This is a genomic window from Paraburkholderia tropica (assembly GCF_914484835.1).
Taxonomy (GTDB): domain Bacteria; phylum Pseudomonadota; class Gammaproteobacteria; order Burkholderiales; family Burkholderiaceae; genus Paraburkholderia; species Paraburkholderia tropica_A.
In genome coordinates this window covers 76,510-93,372 of sequence record NZ_CAJZAR010000032.1, presented here as the reverse complement: position 1 = coordinate 93,372, position 16,863 = coordinate 76,510, and the positions used below count along the sequence as shown (strand labels likewise).

The window sequence follows — 16,863 nt, the reverse complement described above, 5'->3', positions numbered from 1 at the left end:
ACTGTGGACAACGGAACGTTTTTCGCGCGCGGGGTTTATCCCCAGATTTTGTTGGCAGCCCTGTGGACAAGCCCTGGGCAACCCACCCAAGCCGTTGTTGCCAAAGACTTTTGTCCGCGCAAAACAAAACACGGCACGTCGTTGCCGACGTGCCGTGTTCCAGGGACTTCCTTGTGCGACTACGGTCCTCAGACCACCACACCTAAACGCTTTATCAAGGCTTGTTCGTCTCAAACAAGTCCATGATCTGCTGCTTCTCGCTCGTGGTCACGCTGGGCGGCGTCATGCCGCCCGGACCCATGCTGCCGGTCGCGCCGCTCGCATCGCTGGCCGCGCCTGCCGGCACGCCCGAGTCCATGCCGATGGCCGAGACGAAGCCCGCACCCGGCGTCATATCCGAGTAGTACAGCTCGCTGTCGATGGTCGTGAGACCTTGCGGCATCGGCGGCTCCTCTTGCGGAATGCCGCGCAGCGCCTTGCTCATGTAGTCGACCCAGATCGGCAACGCGAGCTGCGCGCCGAACTCGCGGCTACCGAGACTCTTAGGCTGGTCGTAACCCATCCACGCCACCGCCACCAGCGTGTGCTGATAGCCGGCGAACCAGCCGTCGTGCGCGTCGTTGGTCGTACCGGTCTTGCCTTGCAGGTCGTCGCGATGCAGCACGTTGGTGCCCGCACCCGTACCCGCCGTCGCCACCGAATGCAGCAGGCTGTTCATGATGTACGCGTTGCGCGGCGTGATCGTCTGCGGCGCGTTCTGGCCCGCGACCAGCGGCTGCGCACGCGAGATCGGCTGGCCGTGCGCGTCGTCGACTTCGGCGATCAGATACGGATTGATGCGATAGCCGCCGTTCGCGAACACCGAGTACGCACCCGCCGACTGCAGCGGCGTGACGAGACCCGCGCCGAGCGCCATCGGCAGATACGGCGGCGTCTTGTCCGGGTCGAAGCCGAAGCGCTGCGTCACATAATCCTGCGCGTACTTCGTGCCGATAAACGACAGGATGCGGATCGACACGAGGTTCTTCGACTTCTGCAGCGCGAGGCGCATCGGCATCGGGCCGTCGGGTTGATCGTCGTCCTTCGGTTCCCACGCCTCGCCGCCCGGCGAGCTGGGCGGGAAGTACAGCGGCGCATCGTTGATGATGGTCGCCGGTCCGAGGCCCTTTTCGAGCGACGCCGAGTAGATGAACGGCTTGAAGCTCGAACCCGGCTGACGCCAGGCCTGCGTGACGTGGTTGAACTTGTTCTTGTTGAAGTCGAAGCCACCGATCAGCGCGCGGATCGCGCCGTCCTGCGGCGTGAGCGAGACGAGCGCGCCTTCCACCTGCGGAAGCTGCGCGATCTGCCAGTCGTTCTTCTCGTCGGCGATCAGGCGCACGATCGAGCCCGGCTTGATGCGCAGCGCGTTCGACGCGCGCGGCGACAGCCCCGCCGCCACGAAGCGCAGTCCCTGGCCCGTCACGGTGATCTGCGTGCCGTCGAGCAGTTGCGCCGTCACCGATTTCGGCGTGGCGTCGATCACGACCGCGGAGACGAGGTCGCCGTTGTCGGGGTGATCGGTGAGCGCGTCGTCGATGGCCTGGTCGCGGTCGTCGCCGGCCGGCGGCAGTTGCACGAAGCCTTCCGGTCCGCGATAGCCGTGACGGCGCTCGTAATCCATCACGCCCTTGCGCACGGCGGCGTAGGCGGCGTTCTGGTCGGCGCTGTCGATGGTCGTGGTGACCGTGAGACCGCGCGTGTACGTTTCATCCTTGTACTGCGCGTACATCATCTGGCGCACCATTTCCGCCACGTACTCGGCGTGCACGCTGTATTCGGTACCCGCGGTGCGCGTGTGCAGCGGCTCCTTGATGGCCTCGTCGTACTGCGCCTGGGTCACGTAACCGAGATCGAGCATGCGCTTCAGGATGTACTCCTGGCGAATCTTCGCGCGCTTCGGATTGACGATCGGGTTATACGCGGACGGCGCCTTCGGCAGACCCGCGAGCATCGCCGCTTCGGCGAGCGTGATGTCCTTGAGATCCTTGCCGAAGTACACGCGCGCGGCCGCCGAGAAACCGTAGGCGCGCTGACCCAGATAGATCTGGTTCATGTACAGCTCGAGGATCTGATCCTTCGTGAGCGCACGCTCGATCTTGTACGCGAGCAGCATTTCGTAGATCTTGCGCGTGTAGGTCTTCTCGCTCGAGAGGAAGAAGTTGCGCGCGACCTGCATCGTGATCGTGCTCGCGCCCTGCGACGCGCCGCCGTGCATCAGGTCGGCCACGCCCGCGCGCAGGATGCCGACGAAGTCGACGCCGCCGTGCTCGTAGAAGCGATAGTCCTCGATCGCGAGGACGGCCTTCTTCTGCACGTCGGGGATATCGTCGAAGCGCACGAGCTGACGACGCTCCTCGCCGAACTCGCCGATCATCACGTGATCGGCCGTATAGATGCGCAGCGGCACCTTCGGCTGATAGTTCGTGAGTGCGTCGAGCGAGGGCAACTGCGGGCCCATCACGACGAGCGCGTAGCCGACGATCAGCGCGCCCACCACGGCCAGCGTGGCGAACAGGCCGAAGAAGCCGAGCGCGATCGACGCGCCGATCGAGCGGCGTTTTGGCCGTTCTTCGCGCGAGTCGTCGCGGCGCTGCGGCTCGCGTCCACGATTGAAGGAGGGTTCCCGATCGTCGTTCGGGTACTGCGGTGAAGGCGGTCGTTTAATGATAGGCATGACTGGAATGATTGGCGCGTTCGTGTGCGCCTCGGCTGCGCGGCAAGCGCGCGTAGATCTCGATCATGGCGTCATGGCGCCAATGCGGCATGTGACGGCGCCGCGCCCCGAGCGCGGTGCCGCGACGCGGCCGGCAACGCCCCCGTCCGGCCACGCGGCGCGCAAGTTCGGCGCGCCGTTGCAAGGTGAATCTTTCATCACCCTTTCGCGTGAAGCCCGCGCATAAAGCCTTGTGCGCTGCATCGACGCGAAATGTAACAGCGCATTCTAAATAATTCGGGCGGGGGCGGTCGCGCTTTTTTTGTAAGAGTTTCCTGGACAAGCGCATTCCGACCTGTTTATTCGCCGTGAATACGGCGCTGTGACGGCGTTTGCGCCATCTCGTGCGATCTGTGGAGAAAGTGTCGAGACGCAGCGGAATCAACGCGCGCAATTCGCGTCGCGCGTCCAGATCCGCAATACATTATTGTGCGATGCGCAAGCGCCGTGCGCGCAGCTTGGCGTTGCGCATCGCGCGTCTCGTCTTATGATGGAGAGATTGCTGCACGCCCCTGCGCGAGCGGCCGGCCATTGCGCTGCTGCCTGGCCGACGCCTCCGCGCCGGACCCGAGGTCACTCCAAGCCGACCCGACGCCGAGCCATCGGCGAGCCGATCATGAACAAGCCCAGCGAACGCATCGTGGTCTTCGTCACGCCCGCGCAGAAACGCGCGATCTCCTCCACGGCCGACGAACTCGGCATCAGCATCAGCGAGCTCATGCGCCGCGCGGTGATTGCGTTCAGCGCGACCAGCGACCAGGTGAAGGCGGCCAGCATCGTCGACCGTCTGAACGCGCCGCGCCAGCCCGACGCGCTCGCGCAAGTGCTGCGCAAGGCGGCGAAACCGTTGCGGCCCGGACGCGGCGCGATACGGCCCGCCGCGAGCGGCGAGGCGAAGGCGGCCCACGAAGCCGACGCGCTCGCGCAAGCATCGAACGATACGCGCGCGGAAGACCTCGACAACAACGCGACGCAGCCCGAGGCGCCCTCGCCGCTCGCCGCGAGCCACGACGTGGGCCACGCGGCGCACGAAGTCGCGCAAGCCGTCGCGCGCCTCGCTGCATCGGCCGCTGAAAGCTCCACGCAAGACACCCACGCCGCGCTGCCGCAAGACCTGCATTTCGCCGATACCGAGCCGCTGCAACCGCTCAGCGGCACACCGTTCGCCCGCCGCCCGCACGACGCACGCGACGAAGACGACACGCATCGCCACGGCCCCGCGCCCGAGGGCGGCAAGTTCGCCTGAGCGCGTGCCGGTAGAGGCCACGCACGCGCTCACGCGCAGGCCGATGCACGCGCCGCACGCCCCCTGCGGGCCGTGCCTTTAAGTCCCTTTTAAGAGACCCCGTGGTGTAATATCCGCGAGCGATGCGCACTGGGCCACGCATGAAACGCGGCTCAGCGTAAAGAAAGGTTAATTGCGCCGGCGCGAGGCTTCCACGCTATTGCAATCGGCGCTTTCGTCCCGATTTGCGCGCTGCATGCGCGGCTCGCCCAAAGCGGCGTAAGCTGAATGCGAGGTACGCGCAAGTGCCGCAAGCCGCATCGCGGCCCGCCAAACGTAGGGCCGATTTCATTTCACCGGAGAATTACATGTCGCTTTTCGACTCCATCTCTCGCACGGTCAAGGGTCTCTTGAACGACGCCGCCGACTCCGTGCAAGACCCGTCGCGCGACGCGCGCCAGATCGTGCGCGAACTCGACGACAGCATCGCGAAAGCCGAGAACTCGCTCGTCGAGATCCAGGCGCAGGTCGCGATGCAGCAAAGCAAGCGCGACGTGGCCGCCGACAAGGCGAAGAAGTATGAAGACGGCGCGAAGCGCGCGCTGCAATCGGGCGACGAAGCGCTCGCACGCGAAGCGCTCGGCGCGCAGTCCACGGCCGAAGCCGAACGCGACGCGCTCGCGGCGGAACTCGCCAAGCTCGAACCGTCGGTCGATCAGCTCAAGCAGCAGATCGACGACATGCGCTCGCGCCGCAACGACCTCAACGCGCGCTCGAACATCCTGCAAGCCAAGCAGCAGATCGCTCAGGCCAAGGACGTCGCGGCCACCGCGCTCGGCGGTATCGGCGGCAAGAATCTTGCGCAGGATTTCCAGAAGCTCGAAGACAAGGTGAATCTGTCGAACGCGCGCTCCGACGCCCGCCTCAACTCGGCGGACCAGTCGAGCGGCAAGGCGCTCGACGACAAGCTCGCCGCGCTGAACAAGGGCCCGTCGGTGGACGATCGCCTCGAAGCCCTGAAAAAGCAGCTCAATACGCCGGCGCAGTAACGCGCCGCGCGTGACGGATGCGGCGCGGCGGTCTTCGCGCGCCGCATCCACGTAACACTGTTATGGAGACGGGCGACAAGCCGCCCGGCCTGCAACATGAAAAAGTTTTTTGTCGCTGTTTTCGCTTCGCTTGCGCTCGTGAGCGGCCTGGCGTTCGCCGTGCCGAGCGTCCAGCAGATCGAATCCGCGATGTCGCAAGGCGACTGGCAACGCGCCGACGCGGGTCTCACCGAGGTTCTGCAGGCACATCCCGACAATGCCCGCGCGCACTATCTGTACGCGCAGGTGCTCAACCGCGAAGGCCGATACGCCGACGCGCTCACGCAGGTCCAGCAGGCTAAACAGCTCGACCCGCAGGTTCGCTTCACGCAGCCGCAGCGCTTTGCGCAGGTCGAAGCGAAGATTCGCTCCGACGCTTCGCGCGCGGGCGCCGTCACCACCAACCGCGCGAATAATCCGTTCGCCCAGCAATCGCAGTCCGTCGCGCCCGCCGCCGCCATGGCCGCTGCCGCGCCGGTCAAGCATGGTCCCGGCATCGGCATGTGGATCGGCATCGCGATCGTGGTGATCGGCATTGCGCTCGTGCTGCGCTGGACGCTGCGCCGCGCGAAATCGAACGACGACGCCAAGGCCGGCGACGACCGCCGCGATCAGCTCAAGCGCGCCACCGACCTGCTCAACGGCGTGCGCTCGCTCAAGCTCGACGTGAGGCTCTCGACGGTCGCCGGTCACGAGGTGCTGGAGAAGGATCTCGAAGCGTTCGAGACGCAGCTGCGCGGCGTGGTCGAACGGCTCTCGGGCAGCACGAATCCTGTCGCGCCCTACGAGATCGAAGATCTGGAACGCCAGTTCGAAAGCCTCAAGGCGCGCGCCGAAGGCCGTGCCGATCCGAACGCCCAGGCTGCGGCGCAAGCGCCCGCGTATGGCGGCAGCGGTTCGGCGTATGCGCGTGAAGCCGACGCCGCCTTCGGTCACAATCCGCAATATCCGCCGCAATATCCGCCGCAATATCCGCCGCAGCAGCAACCGCAAGTCATCGTGCAGCAAGGCGGCGGCGGAATGGGCGGCATGGGCGGGCTGCTCACGGGCGTGCTGCTCGGCGAGGCGCTCAGCCACGGCCGCGACCGCGTGGTCGAGCGCGATGTGATCGTCGACGACGACGGCCGCCGCGTGCCGCGCGACGGCGGCAACGGTGGCGGTCTCGACTTCGGTCAGGGCTCGAACGACTGGGACGACGGCTCGGGCGGCGGCGTCGACATGGGCAGCAACGACAGCGGCGGCTCCGACGACTGGAACAGCTAGGCGCCCAGCCGTCGCGCATTCACCGCCGGTGTTGAATACGGGCTCCCTTGCGGAGCCCGTTTTGCATCGCTGCGGAATTTCATTTTCGGGCGTCCACTCCCGCTTTGAAGAAGCACACGACCATGGCCACACACGCGGGATCTTTCCCCAGCGCACCGCGCATCGTCATCGTCGGCAGCGGCTTTGCCGGTATCGGCATGGCGATCCGTCTGCGGCGCATGGGCATCGAGTCGTTCACGATCTACGAAGCCGCCGCGAGCCTCGGCGGCACCTGGCGCGATAACGCCTATCCGGGCGCCGCCTGCGATGTTCCTTCGCACCTCTACTCATTTTCGTTTGAGCCGAATCCCGACTGGACGCGCACCTACGCGCCGCAACGCGAGATTCTCGACTATCTCGAACGCTGCGCGCGCAAATACGATGTCGAGCGCTTCGTTGTCTATCGCTCGCGCGTGAGTGCCGCGCGCTTCGATGCGTCGCGCGCCGTCTGGCTGATCGACATCGAGCGCGACGGCGCCACCGACACCGTGGAAGCCGATCTGCTGATCGCCGCCAACGGGCCGCTCTCGCGTCCCGCCCTGCCCGCCATCGACGGGCTCGACCGCTTCGAAGGCAAGCTGTTTCATTCGGCGCGCTGGGATCACGACTACGCGCTCGACGGCAAGCGCGTGGCCGTGATCGGCACGGGCGCGAGCGCGATCCAGTTCGTGCCGCGCATCCAGCCGCGCGTCGCGCAGCTCACGGTGTTCCAGCGCACGCCGCCGTGGATCATGCCGCGCCGCGACCGCGCGATCAGCGCGCGCAAACGCTGGATCTATCGCCACGTGCCGCTCGCGCAGCGTCTCGCACGCGCGGCCATTTATTGTCAGCTCGAATCGCGCGCGCTCGGCTTTATCGTCGATCTGCGCTTGCTGAATGCGCCGATGAAATTCGCGCGCAGCTATCTCGCGCACAAGGTCAAGGACACGGCGCTGCGCGCGAAGCTCGCGCCCGATTACATGCTCGGCTGCAAGCGCGTGCTGCTGTCGAGCGACTACCTGCCCGCGCTTACGCAGCCGAACGTGGCGCTCGTGACGGAGTCGATCCGCGAGGTGGTCGCCGATGGCGTCGTGACAGAGGATGGCGTGCATCACGCGGTCGATGCGATCGTCTGCGGCACGGGTTTTCAGGTCAACGACGTGGATGCGCCGTTTCGCGTGACCGGCCTCAACGGCGCAGACCTCGGCGAAGCCTGGCGGCGCGACGGCCCCGAGGCGTACCTGGGCGCGAGCGTGGCGGGCTTTCCGAACTTCTTCATCGTGATCGGACCGAACACGGCCCTCGGCCACAACTCGATGATCTATATGATCGAGTCGCAGATCCGCTATATCGCCGATTGCATCCGCACGTTGCAGCGCCGCCGCGCGCGCACGATGAGCGTGCGCGCCGACGTGCAGCGCGCGTTCAACGCGAAGCTACAGGCGCAGCTCGCGCACACGGTCTGGACCTCGGGCTGCCACAGCTACTATCAGACGCGAAGCGGCAAGGTCACGTCGCTGTGGCCGGGCTTCACGTTCGCGTTTCGTCACCAGACGCGCCGCGTGCGCGAAAGCGACTACGAATTCGGGCGTTGACGATACAAACCGTTCGGATGCCGAACGATCGGTATCACGCGCGCACCGGCTTGCCCGCATAAACGCGCGTTTCGTACGCGAAGTTCACGCTCCCGTCCTGCTGTGTGGCGTCGAACAGCGTGCGTAGCGCCGCGAGCATCGGTCCGTGACGCGCGTCGTCCGCCTTCGGCGCATACGACGACGACATCAGCCGCCCTTGCAGGCCGTCGAAATCGAGCCGCTGCGCGTTCGGAAACACAGTCTTCTGCTCGAAGCCGTCGCCGAACCAGTCGGCCATGGCGTCGTCGGACGGATAGCTTTCCGCCACGTTCGCGTAATCGGCGCTGAACTCGCGCAGCAAAGCCTCGTAGCCTTCGAGAAACGCCGAGCCCTTGAGCAAACGGCTGTTCCAGAACAGCAGGATCTTGCCGCGCGGTTTCAGAATGCGCGCGAATTCGCGCCGGGCAGCCGCCTTGTCGAACCAGTGGAACGCCTGCGCGGTAATCGCGAGATCGACGCTCGCGTCGTCGAGCGTGCTGGCTTCCGCCGTGCCCGCCACGCTGCGATAGCGCGCATACGGCGCGAGAAACGCGTCGGCGGCCGCGCGCATCGCCGCGTTCGGCTCGACTGACACGACCGGATGGCCCGCGTCGAGAAAGAGTTTCGACGACAAACCCGTGCCCGCGCCGATGTCGGCCACGGTCGCGCCGGGCGCGACGCCGCATTCGACGTGCGCGAACGTCGCCACTTCGCGCGGATAGCCCGGCCGGTACTTCACGTAGTCCGCGACCCGGTCGGTGAAACGCCGGGTGGAATCGTCGGTCATGGTCGCCCCTCGTCGTGTGTTATGTGCTCGGGTGTGCCGTGTCTCGCGCGGCGCGCCGCCTCTTCAGGCCCCGCTTAACAGCTTGAGCAGGTCCCAGAGAAAACGGCACACCATCACGATCAGCTCCCAGAACTGAATCAATTGCTGCCAGAACGCGCCGGACACTATGGACGCGCCGTCCCCAAATATCGCTTCGATCATCAATCTTCCCACCGCGGAGCGCGCCCATCGCGATCCGCAAGCCCCGATCATAGCGCCCTGGGGTGTCGGCACGCGAAAGCGACCCCGGACGCCCCCTCAAGTCGGCGCCCGCGCTGCCGTAAACAAGTTGAAATCCCGGCGATCGCGCGCGCATTCTGCATGCAGCGCGCGACGACCGGGCGCGACACGCATCGCCGCAGCGAATACGTAGAGCAAGGAGACCTCCGATGACAGTTTTGCGCATGACCTGGCGCGGCCGCCGCCGCGCCGGCAAATCGGCTTCGATCGTCGGCGATATCGCCGCGCACGCGGGCCGGCTCGGCATTGAAATCTGCGACGTGTCCGGCAACGTCGAGGCCGTGGCCGCCCGCGTCGAGCATCAGGCCGGCGTCTGCCACGCGCTGCGCGAGTCGGCCGCGCACACGCTCGCCGGGAACCACCAGATCGCCGCCGCCGCGCGCGCCATGCGCGAAGTCAGCGCGGGCACCGCCGCCACCGTGCAGGCCTCGCAGCAGACCATCGAGGCGTCGCTCGGCGACATTCACGGGCTGGTCGAAGGCGTGACCGTCATCGAGAGCCAGATCGGCGCGCTCAAGGCGGCGCTCGAACACGTCTCGCGGGTCTCCGAGGAAATTTCGCTGATCGCGCGCCAGACCCAACTGCTCGCGCTGAACGCCGCCATCGAGGCCGCACGCGCGGGCGAGACCGGCAAGAGCTTCGCGGTGGTCGCCGCCGAGGTGAAGAACCTGTCCGCCAAGACCGCGCAGGCCACGGGCCAGATCGAGCAGACGCTCGCGAAACTCACGCAGCAGACCGAGCGCCTGATCGTCGAGGGCGCGACCAATACCGAGCGTGCGCATCGCGTGCGCGAAGGCACGCGCGCGATCGGCGAGGCCGTGCACAGCACTGGCGACGCGATCACCCAGCTCGACGCCCACGCCGGGCAGATCGCCCAGCTGACCGGCGAAATCGAGGCGAAATGCGACGGTCTGGAGTCGCAGGTCAGCGAAATGGCGAACGGCGTCGAGGATTCGAGCCGCAATTTCGCGCAGGCCAAGGATCAGCTCGGCAAGCTGCTGTCAGTCTCGGAAACGCTGATCGAACTCTCGGCCGCGACCGGCGTGGAAACCGAGGACACGCGTTTCATCGACTCCGTGCAGCGCGCGGCGGCGCAGGTCGGCAAGCTGTTCGAAGCGGCCGTCGCGCGCGGCGAGATCAGCGAGGCCGATCTGTTCGACCGCCGCCACGCGCCCGTGCCGAACACGCAGCCGCTGCAGCACATGACGCGTTTCACCGCCTTCACGGACCGCGTGCTGCCGCCGATTCTGGAGCCGTTGTTGCAGCTCGACGAGCGCGTGGCGTTCTGCGCGGCCATCGATCCGCTCGGCTACATTCCGACGCACAACCGCAGGTTCTCGCATCCGCAAGGCGCCGATCCGGTGTGGAACGCCGCGAACTGCCGCAACCGGCGCATCTTCAACGACCGCACGGGAATCGCGGCGGGCTCGCATACCAAGCCGTTCTTGCTGCAGACGTATCGGCGCGACATGGGCGGCGGCCAGTTCGCTATGATGAAGGACGCGTCGGCGCCGATCTTCGTCAACGGGCGGCATTGGGGCGGCTTTCGAATGGGGTATCGGCTCTAAACGCGCGGCTCTAAACGCGCGGCGCTAAACGCGCGGCGCTAAATTCGCGCCCGAAAAGAAAAACGGCGCGTGGACCAAAGTCCACGCGCCGTTTTGTCCGATGCAGCGACGCCGCCGAAGCCGCCAGGCCTCAGACCGCCATCGCCGTGCGCCGGCGTTCGGCGCGCTGCATGAAGTAATTGCCGATGATCACGCCCACCGTCACGACCGCGATGAACAGCGTCGCGAGCGCGTTCATTTCGGGATTCAGGCCGAGTCGCACGCGCGAGAACACCACGAGCGGCAGCGTCGTCGAGCCGGGGCCCGAGAGGAACGCCGAGAGCACGAGGTCGTCGATCGACAGCGTGAACGACAGCAGCCAGCCCGCCGCGAGCGCCTGCGAAATGAGCGGCAGCGTGATCTGGAAGAACACCTTGAACGGCGTGGCGCCCAGATCGAGCGCGGCCTCTTCCAGCGACGGATTCAGCTCGCGCACACGCGACTGCACGATGATCGCCACGTACGAGATGCAGAGCATCACGTGGCCGATCCAGATCGTGAACACGCCGCGGCCCGCGGGCCAGCCGAGCAGCTTGCCCATTTCAACGAACAGCAGCAGCAGCGAGATGCCCTGAATCACTTCGGGGATCACGAGCGGCGCGTTGATCATGCCCGTGTAGAGCGTGAAGCCGCGGAACCGGCCCATGCGCGCGAGCACGAAACCCGCCCATGTGCCGATGATCACCGAGGCGAACGCCGTCATCAGTGCGATGCGCAGCGAGAGCCACGCGGCGTTGATGAGTTCGTCGTCGGTCGCGAGCGCCTGATACCAGCGCGTGGAGAAATGCGTCCACACCGTCACGAGTTGCGACTCGTTGAACGAATAGACGATCAGGCTGACGATCGGAATATAGAGGAACGCGAAGCCGAGGCCGAGCGCGATGAATTGCAGGACGCGATTCGGTTTCATTTGCCGCGGCCCTCCAGTTCCTTCGCCTGGAAGTGCTGGAACAGCGCCATCGGCACGAGCAGCAGCAGGACCATCGCGCAGGTGACGGCGGAAGCCATCGGCCAGTCGGCGTTATCGAAGAACTCGTTCCACATGACGCGGCCGATCATCAGCGTATTCGCGCCGCCGAGCAGTTCCGGGATCACGTACTCGCCGACCGCCGGAATGAACACCAGCAGGCAGCCCGCGATGATGCCGTTCTTCGAGAGCGGCAGCGTGATTTCGAGGAACGCGCGCCACGGCTTCGCGCCGAGGTCGTAAGCGGCTTCGAGCAGCGTAAGGTCCATTTTCACGAGGTGCGCGTAGAGCGGCATCACGAGAAACGGCAGGTACGAATAGACCATGCCGATATAGACCGCCGTGTTCGTGTGATACAGCTCGATGGGCGAATGGATGATGCCGACCGACATCAGGAAATTGTTCAGCAGTCCGTTGTTCTTCAGGATGCCGATCCACGCGTAGACGCGGATCAGGAACGACGTCCAGAACGGCAGCATCACGGCCATCATGAGGATGTTGCGCGTGGCCGGATTCGAGCGCGCGATGTAGTACGCCATCGGATAGCCGATCAGCAGACACAGCAGCGTCGAGATCGCCGCCACGACCACCGAATTCACGTAGGTCGCGAAATACAGGCTGTCCTGGAACAGAAACGCGTAGTGCGAGAGGTCGAGCGCGATGTGCCAGACGCCGTCGCTGAACGAGGTGAGTTCCGTGTACGGCGGAATGCCGAGCTGCTGGTCGGCGAAGCTGATCTTCACCACCAGGATGAACGGCACGAGGAAGAACAGCAGCAGCCAGAAGAACGGCCCCGCCACGACGGCGGTGCGGCCCGTCAGGTTGAAGCGCCGCGCCGGCCAGTGCAGGACGTCCTTGAAGGTCGGCGCGCTCATGAGGTCAGCACCACGCCGGCCGAGGCGCTCCAGCGCACGTAGACTTCGTCTTCCCAGGTGGGCGAGTCGATTTCGGAGAGCGCGAGGCTCGACATGTTCGCGATCACCGTCTTGCCCGAGTCGAGCTTGACGTGATAGAGCGAGTAGCCGCCCATGTACGCGATGTTCTTCACCACGCCCTTGCCCCAGTTGAACACGCCCTCGGGCGGCTTGCGCGTGAGCGAGATGCGCTCCGGGCGCACCGAGATCGTCACGGGCATGCCGAGCGGACCGGTGATGCCGTGGTTCACGTAGAGATGCACGGGCAGATCCGCCGACTGGACGTAGACGTGATCGGGCTCGTCTTCGACCACGGTGCCGTCGAACAGATTGGTCGAACCGATGAACTCCGCCGAGAAGCGGCTGTTCGGAAACTCGTAGACCTCGTTGGGCGTGCCGAGCTGGACGATCTCGCCTTCGCTCATCACGGCGAGGCGGCCCGCCATCGTCATCGCCTCTTCCTGGTCGTGCGTGACCATGATGCAGGTGACGCCGACCTTGTCGAGAATATTGACGAGCTCGATCTGCGTGCGCTGGCGAATCTGCTTGTCGAGCGCCGACATCGGCTCGTCGAGCAGCAGCAGCTTGGGACGCTTGACGAGCGAGCGCGCGAGCGCGACGCGCTGCTGCTGGCCGCCCGACAGCTGATGCGGCTTGCGCTTGGCAAAGCGCGTCATCTGCACGAGTTCGAGCACGTTGTCCACGCGATCCTTGAGCTCGCCCTTCTTGACGCCTTCCTGGCGCAGCCCGAAGCCCACATTCGATTCCACCGTCATATGCGGGAAAAGCGCATACGACTGGAACATCATGTTGACCGGACGGCGGTACGGCGGCAGCGTGGCGAGGTCTTCGCCGTCGATCAGGATCTTGCCCGACGTGACGGTTTCCAGACCCGCGAGCATGCGCAGCAAGGTGGACTTGCCGCAGCCCGAGCTGCCGAGCAGCGCGAACAGCTCGCCCTTTTTGACCGACAGGTTGACGCCCTTGACGGCCGTGGTGTCGCCGAACTTCTTGACGACATCGACAACCTGCACGAAGTTGTCCGCGGCGGGATTGGCTCCATTGGCCGCGGCGAAGCCCGAAGGCAGCACACCGGCGGTTGCCGGCGCGCTCGACTGGTCACTCATGATTCTCTCTGCCCTGCCTGGTTCTGCCTGACTACTGGACGGGGTTGACGAACAAAGCCCCCGGCGTCGTGCCGAGGGCTCGGGTAAAACGATCAGCCTGCTGGGCGGCGCGTCAGCGGCCCGACTTGAATTCGGTCCACAGGCGCGTCTGCAGACGCTGGATCTCAGGCGGCAGCGGCTTGAGCAGGAACAGGGTCTTCAGGACCTCGGGCGGCGGATAGACGGCCGGGTCGTTGGCGATGTCCTTGTTCACGTACTTGCGCGCTTCCGCATTGGCGCTCGGGTAGAACACGGTGTTCGTGATCGCCGCGTGCACCTGCGGCGTCTCGATGTAGTTGATCCACTCGTAAGCGGCTTCCTTGTGCTGCGCGTCCTTCGGGATGGTCATCACGTCGAACCAGATCGGCGCGCCGCCCTTCGGAATGTAGTACTCGATCTTGTACGGCTTCTTCGCCTCGATCGCGCGATGCTTGGCGATCACGACGTCGCCCGACCAGCCGTAGGCGAAGCAGATGTCGCCGCCGACCATGTCGTTGATATAGCCCGACGAGTTGAACTGCGTGATGTACGGACGGATCTTCTTCATCATCGCCAGCGCGGCGCGATAGTCGTCCGGGTTCGTCGAGAGCGGATCCTTGCCGATGTAGTGCAGCGCGGCCGCGAACATCTGGTCCGGCGCGTCGAGCACCGAGACGCCGCAGGCCTTCAGCTTCGAGATGTTCTCGGGCTTGAAGAGGATGTCCCAGTTGTCGAGCGGCACGTTCTTGCCGAGGATCTGCTGCGCCTTGGTGACGTTATAGGCGAGACCGGTCGTGCCGTACGCCCAGGGCACCGCGAACTTGTTGCCCGGATCCGCGCCGGCGACGAGTTCCATCAGCTGCGGATCGAGATACTTGAGGTTGGGGATCTTCGACTTGTCGATCGGCGAGAAAATGCCGGCGGCGATCTGCTTGCCCGCGTAGTTGCTGGTCGGCACAACGATGTCGTAGCCCGAGTTGCCCGCGAGGAGCTTGGCCTGGAGCGTGTCGTCGCTATCGTAGTTGTCGTACTTGACCTGAATGCCGGTTTGCTTCTGGAAGTTCGGAATCGTGTCCTTGGCGATGTAATCGGACCAGTTGTACACGTTCAGTTGCGTATCTTTCGCCACCGACGACACCCACGGCGCCGCGCACAACGCGATCGCACCCAGATGCGCCCAAACCCGTTTCTTCATCCCGTTCTCCGATTCACTCAGTCACGGCGCGACTCGCGCCCGCCCTTTGCGTTTTTGCCTCGCATGTCACCGCGCCTCGCGCGGCTCCCCAGAATTTACCGAACCTACCATCAAACATGCCAGGCGCCAAAAAAGAACGACCGCCTGTCGCGCAAACGGAACAAGCTTTTGGCCCGCGCCGCCGATGGTAAATCGGGCGCAATTTTAGCCGTTTATGCGCCCCTGTCTACCGAAAAAACCGGACCGTGCGACATTCGCGCGACGCCAGCGGCGCGTCGCGTGCAGCCCAAGCTGCGCCATGGTCGCGCAGGTCCGGCGCGCCGGGCGGGGCTGCGTGGTAAAAACCCTGAGCAGACCGGGCTCGCGGTTCGCGGGCGATGCGCGGGCTTCAAGCGCCCTGCGCCGTCCCGCGCGCCTTCCGACCACCACCGCCACCGACGATCCGACGCATGAGCCTGGAACCTCCCGCGCTTCGCCCTCGCCGACTTCTGTCGTTCGTTTCGTTGCTTGTATTACCTTCGCTGCCTTCGCGAGCATGCGCGTGCGCGGTCCGGGTCTTGCCCGTGTGGCCCGGGACACACCGTCGCGGCGCGACTCATCGCGCATCGATTCTGACGCCGACGCTGGGGCGGGTATTGATGCGAGTCCTGGCGGTAGCCGCCACCTGCCTGGCCGCCGCGCCGGCCGCGCACGCGACCATCGCCATGCTGCAACCGCCGCGCGAAGCCGCCGCCTCCGAGCCGCTCGAACTCACCCTGCTCGTCACCGCCGACGACACCCAGCCCCTCACCGTCACGCTGCCCGCGACGCTGCGCGTGACGCTCACGAACGGCGACGTCGCGCCCGCACCGCTCGATCTCGTGCGCGAGCCCGGCGTGCCCGACCAGCTCACGCTGAAGCCCGGCCAGTTCCGCAAGGTCCGCTTCAGCGCGCCGTGGCCCGACAGCGCGCGTGGCGCGGTGCGCATCGATCCCGTGGGCTTCGACGCTTCGCCCTCGCTCGTCGTGCTCAATCGCGGCCCGAACCAGCAAGCCGTGGCGCAGGCGGCACGCGCGGAAAGCGCCGCGACCTCGCCCGCACAGGTCGCCGCCATCGAAGCCGCGGGCGCCGACAGCGCCATCGCGCCCGCCGCCGACTCGCTCGCCACCACGGGCCGCAGCACGCTCGCGCGCCTGTCCTACTACGAGCCGATGTACGTCGGCATCGGCAAGAACGGCGACACGACCGCGCGTTTCCAGCTGAGCTTCAAGTACCGGATCATCATGCCGGACGACCTGCGCTCGAAAGGTTTCTTCGACAACCTTTATTTTGCTTACACGCAGAATTCGATCTGGGATCTGAGCGCGACCTCCGCGCCGTTCCGCGACACGAGCTACATGCCGCAACTGTTCTATTACATCCCCGATACGGGCTGGAAAAGCGACTGGTTTGCGCGCATGGGCATCGCGGTGGGCCTCGGTCACGAATCGAACGGCCAGGCGGGCGCGGACTCGCGCGCCATCAACATCGTGTTCGTGCGCCCGACCTGGGAGTTCGGCAACGTGGACGACTACCACGTGACGGTTTCGCCGAAGGTGTACTACTACCTCAGCAAATCGGACAACGAGGACATCGCCGATTACCGCGGCTACGTGGACCTGCTGATCAAATACGGCAGCCCGGACGGCTGGCAGCTCGCCACCACGCTGCGCAAGGGCACGAAGCACTGGTACGGCAGCGTCGACGCCCAGCTCACCTATCCGCTCGCGCGCCTGCTCGGCAGCAAATGGGGCGGCTATCTGTGGATCGGCTATTTCAACGGTTACGGCGAGGATCTGCTCGACTACAACCAGCGCCAGCATTGGGTCGCGCGCATCGGTTACAGCATCGCGCGCTGAGCGGGCGCCTTGCGCCCGGTGATCGGGGCCGCCGGGCGAGCGGCGCGACTGTGGCGACCGTGGCGATCGGCCTCACCTGGCCGGATCGGTTAACATAGCGGGGTTTCTGGTCCGCACCGGCGCCGCCGCG

General features: G+C 65.7%; 13 protein-coding genes. 6 read left to right on the top strand and 7 right to left on the bottom strand.

All coding sequences use genetic code 11. The features are described from left to right. Positions 1 to 214 precede the first annotated feature (214 nt). The gene (locus tag LDO54_RS05925) at positions 215 to 2,716 is read right to left on the bottom strand and encodes a penicillin-binding protein 1A (RefSeq protein ID WP_224007917.1); all 2,502 of its coding nucleotides are present in this window, start codon (positions 2,714 to 2,716) and stop codon (positions 215 to 217) included. Between the two features lie 655 nt (positions 2,717 to 3,371). On the opposite strand from LDO54_RS05925, the gene LDO54_RS05920 reads away from it, so the two are divergent. The 4 genes from LDO54_RS05920 to LDO54_RS05905 all read left to right on the top strand — a co-directional run bounded on the left by LDO54_RS05920 (position 3,372) and on the right by LDO54_RS05905 (position 7,944). Then, positions 3,372 to 4,001: a hypothetical protein gene (locus LDO54_RS05920; protein ID WP_224007915.1), complete on the top strand. Its 630-nt coding sequence runs from the start codon at positions 3,372 to 3,374 to the stop codon at positions 3,999 to 4,001. A gap of 347 nt (positions 4,002 to 4,348) precedes the next feature. Next, entirely contained in the window at positions 4,349 to 5,029 is a 681-nt protein-coding gene (locus LDO54_RS05915) for a PspA/IM30 family protein (RefSeq protein ID WP_224007912.1), read from the top strand. Positions 5,030 to 5,125: 96 nt separating this feature from the next. Next, positions 5,126 to 6,331, top strand: a complete 1,206-nt coding sequence (locus LDO54_RS05910) for a tetratricopeptide repeat protein (RefSeq protein ID WP_224007909.1) — start codon at positions 5,126 to 5,128, stop codon at positions 6,329 to 6,331. 122 nt (positions 6,332 to 6,453) lie between these two features. Next, entirely contained in the window at positions 6,454 to 7,944 is a 1,491-nt protein-coding gene (locus tag LDO54_RS05905; protein WP_224007906.1) for a flavin-containing monooxygenase, read from the top strand. A 34-nt stretch (positions 7,945 to 7,978) separates the two neighbouring features. On the opposite strand, the gene LDO54_RS05900 is transcribed toward LDO54_RS05905, so the two are convergent. Together LDO54_RS05900 and LDO54_RS05895 are read right to left on the bottom strand one after the other, a co-directional pair. Beyond that, entirely contained in the window at positions 7,979 to 8,749 is a 771-nt protein-coding gene (locus tag LDO54_RS05900) for a class I SAM-dependent methyltransferase (RefSeq protein ID WP_224007903.1), read from the bottom strand. A gap of 63 nt (positions 8,750 to 8,812) precedes the next feature. Then, a complete protein-coding gene (locus LDO54_RS05895) occupies positions 8,813 to 8,950 on the bottom strand; it encodes a hypothetical protein (RefSeq protein WP_224007900.1) in 138 nt (45 codons plus the stop codon). Between the two features lie 227 nt (positions 8,951 to 9,177). On the opposite strand from LDO54_RS05895, the gene LDO54_RS05890 reads away from it, so the two are divergent. Beyond that, positions 9,178 to 10,596, top strand: coding sequence for a methyl-accepting chemotaxis protein (locus LDO54_RS05890; protein ID WP_436975514.1), 1,419 nt, complete (start codon positions 9,178 to 9,180; stop codon positions 10,594 to 10,596). Positions 10,597 to 10,726: 130 nt separating this feature from the next. Here the strand turns inward: LDO54_RS05890 and LDO54_RS05885 are convergent, their stop codons facing one another. The 4 genes from LDO54_RS05885 to LDO54_RS05870 form a co-directional block, all read right to left on the bottom strand. Continuing rightward, positions 10,727 to 11,545, bottom strand: coding sequence for an ABC transporter permease subunit (locus tag LDO54_RS05885; RefSeq protein ID WP_224007897.1), 819 nt, complete (start codon positions 11,543 to 11,545; stop codon positions 10,727 to 10,729). Then, positions 11,542 to 12,477, bottom strand: a complete 936-nt coding sequence (locus LDO54_RS05880) for an ABC transporter permease subunit (protein WP_065059397.1) — start codon at positions 12,475 to 12,477, stop codon at positions 11,542 to 11,544. Before LDO54_RS05880 ends, LDO54_RS05885 begins: the two co-directional genes overlap by 4 nt. Next, a complete protein-coding gene (locus tag LDO54_RS05875) occupies positions 12,474 to 13,643 on the bottom strand; it encodes an ABC transporter ATP-binding protein (RefSeq protein WP_224007894.1) in 1,170 nt (389 codons plus the stop codon). Before LDO54_RS05875 ends, LDO54_RS05880 begins: the two co-directional genes overlap by 4 nt. 112 nt (positions 13,644 to 13,755) lie before the next feature. Next, a complete protein-coding gene (locus tag LDO54_RS05870) occupies positions 13,756 to 14,856 on the bottom strand; it encodes a polyamine ABC transporter substrate-binding protein (RefSeq protein WP_224007885.1) in 1,101 nt (366 codons plus the stop codon). A gap of 638 nt (positions 14,857 to 15,494) precedes the next feature. Between LDO54_RS05870 and LDO54_RS05865 the strand changes: the two genes are divergently transcribed. After that, positions 15,495 to 16,733, top strand: a complete 1,239-nt coding sequence (locus tag LDO54_RS05865) for a phospholipase A (protein ID WP_224007882.1) — start codon at positions 15,495 to 15,497, stop codon at positions 16,731 to 16,733. The last annotated feature ends 130 nt before the right edge of the window (positions 16,734 to 16,863 follow it).

What these genes read in the sequence shown, in the direction of transcription:
- LDO54_RS05925 (WP_224007917.1), bottom strand. Translation starts at nt 2,716, where the DNA reads ATGCCTATCATTAAACGACCGCCTTCACCGCAGTACCCGAACGACGAT.
- LDO54_RS05920 (WP_224007915.1), top strand. Translation starts at nt 3,372, where the DNA reads ATGAACAAGCCCAGCGAACGCATCGTGGTCTTCGTCACGCCCGCGCAG.
- LDO54_RS05915 (WP_224007912.1), top strand. Translation starts at nt 4,349, where the DNA reads ATGTCGCTTTTCGACTCCATCTCTCGCACGGTCAAGGGTCTCTTGAAC.
- LDO54_RS05910 (WP_224007909.1), top strand. Translation starts at nt 5,126, where the DNA reads ATGAAAAAGTTTTTTGTCGCTGTTTTCGCTTCGCTTGCGCTCGTGAGC.
- LDO54_RS05905 (WP_224007906.1), top strand. Translation starts at nt 6,454, where the DNA reads ATGGCCACACACGCGGGATCTTTCCCCAGCGCACCGCGCATCGTCATC.
- LDO54_RS05900 (WP_224007903.1), bottom strand. Translation starts at nt 8,749, where the DNA reads ATGACCGACGATTCCACCCGGCGTTTCACCGACCGGGTCGCGGACTAC.
- LDO54_RS05895 (WP_224007900.1), bottom strand. Translation starts at nt 8,950, where the DNA reads ATGATCGAAGCGATATTTGGGGACGGCGCGTCCATAGTGTCCGGCGCG.
- LDO54_RS05890 (WP_436975514.1), top strand. Translation starts at nt 9,178, where the DNA reads ATGACAGTTTTGCGCATGACCTGGCGCGGCCGCCGCCGCGCCGGCAAA.
- LDO54_RS05885 (WP_224007897.1), bottom strand. Translation starts at nt 11,545, where the DNA reads ATGAAACCGAATCGCGTCCTGCAATTCATCGCGCTCGGCCTCGGCTTC.
- LDO54_RS05880 (WP_065059397.1), bottom strand. Translation starts at nt 12,477, where the DNA reads ATGAGCGCGCCGACCTTCAAGGACGTCCTGCACTGGCCGGCGCGGCGC.
- LDO54_RS05875 (WP_224007894.1), bottom strand. Translation starts at nt 13,643, where the DNA reads ATGAGTGACCAGTCGAGCGCGCCGGCAACCGCCGGTGTGCTGCCTTCG.
- LDO54_RS05870 (WP_224007885.1), bottom strand. Translation starts at nt 14,856, where the DNA reads ATGAAGAAACGGGTTTGGGCGCATCTGGGTGCGATCGCGTTGTGCGCG.
- LDO54_RS05865 (WP_224007882.1), top strand. Translation starts at nt 15,495, where the DNA reads ATGCGAGTCCTGGCGGTAGCCGCCACCTGCCTGGCCGCCGCGCCGGCC.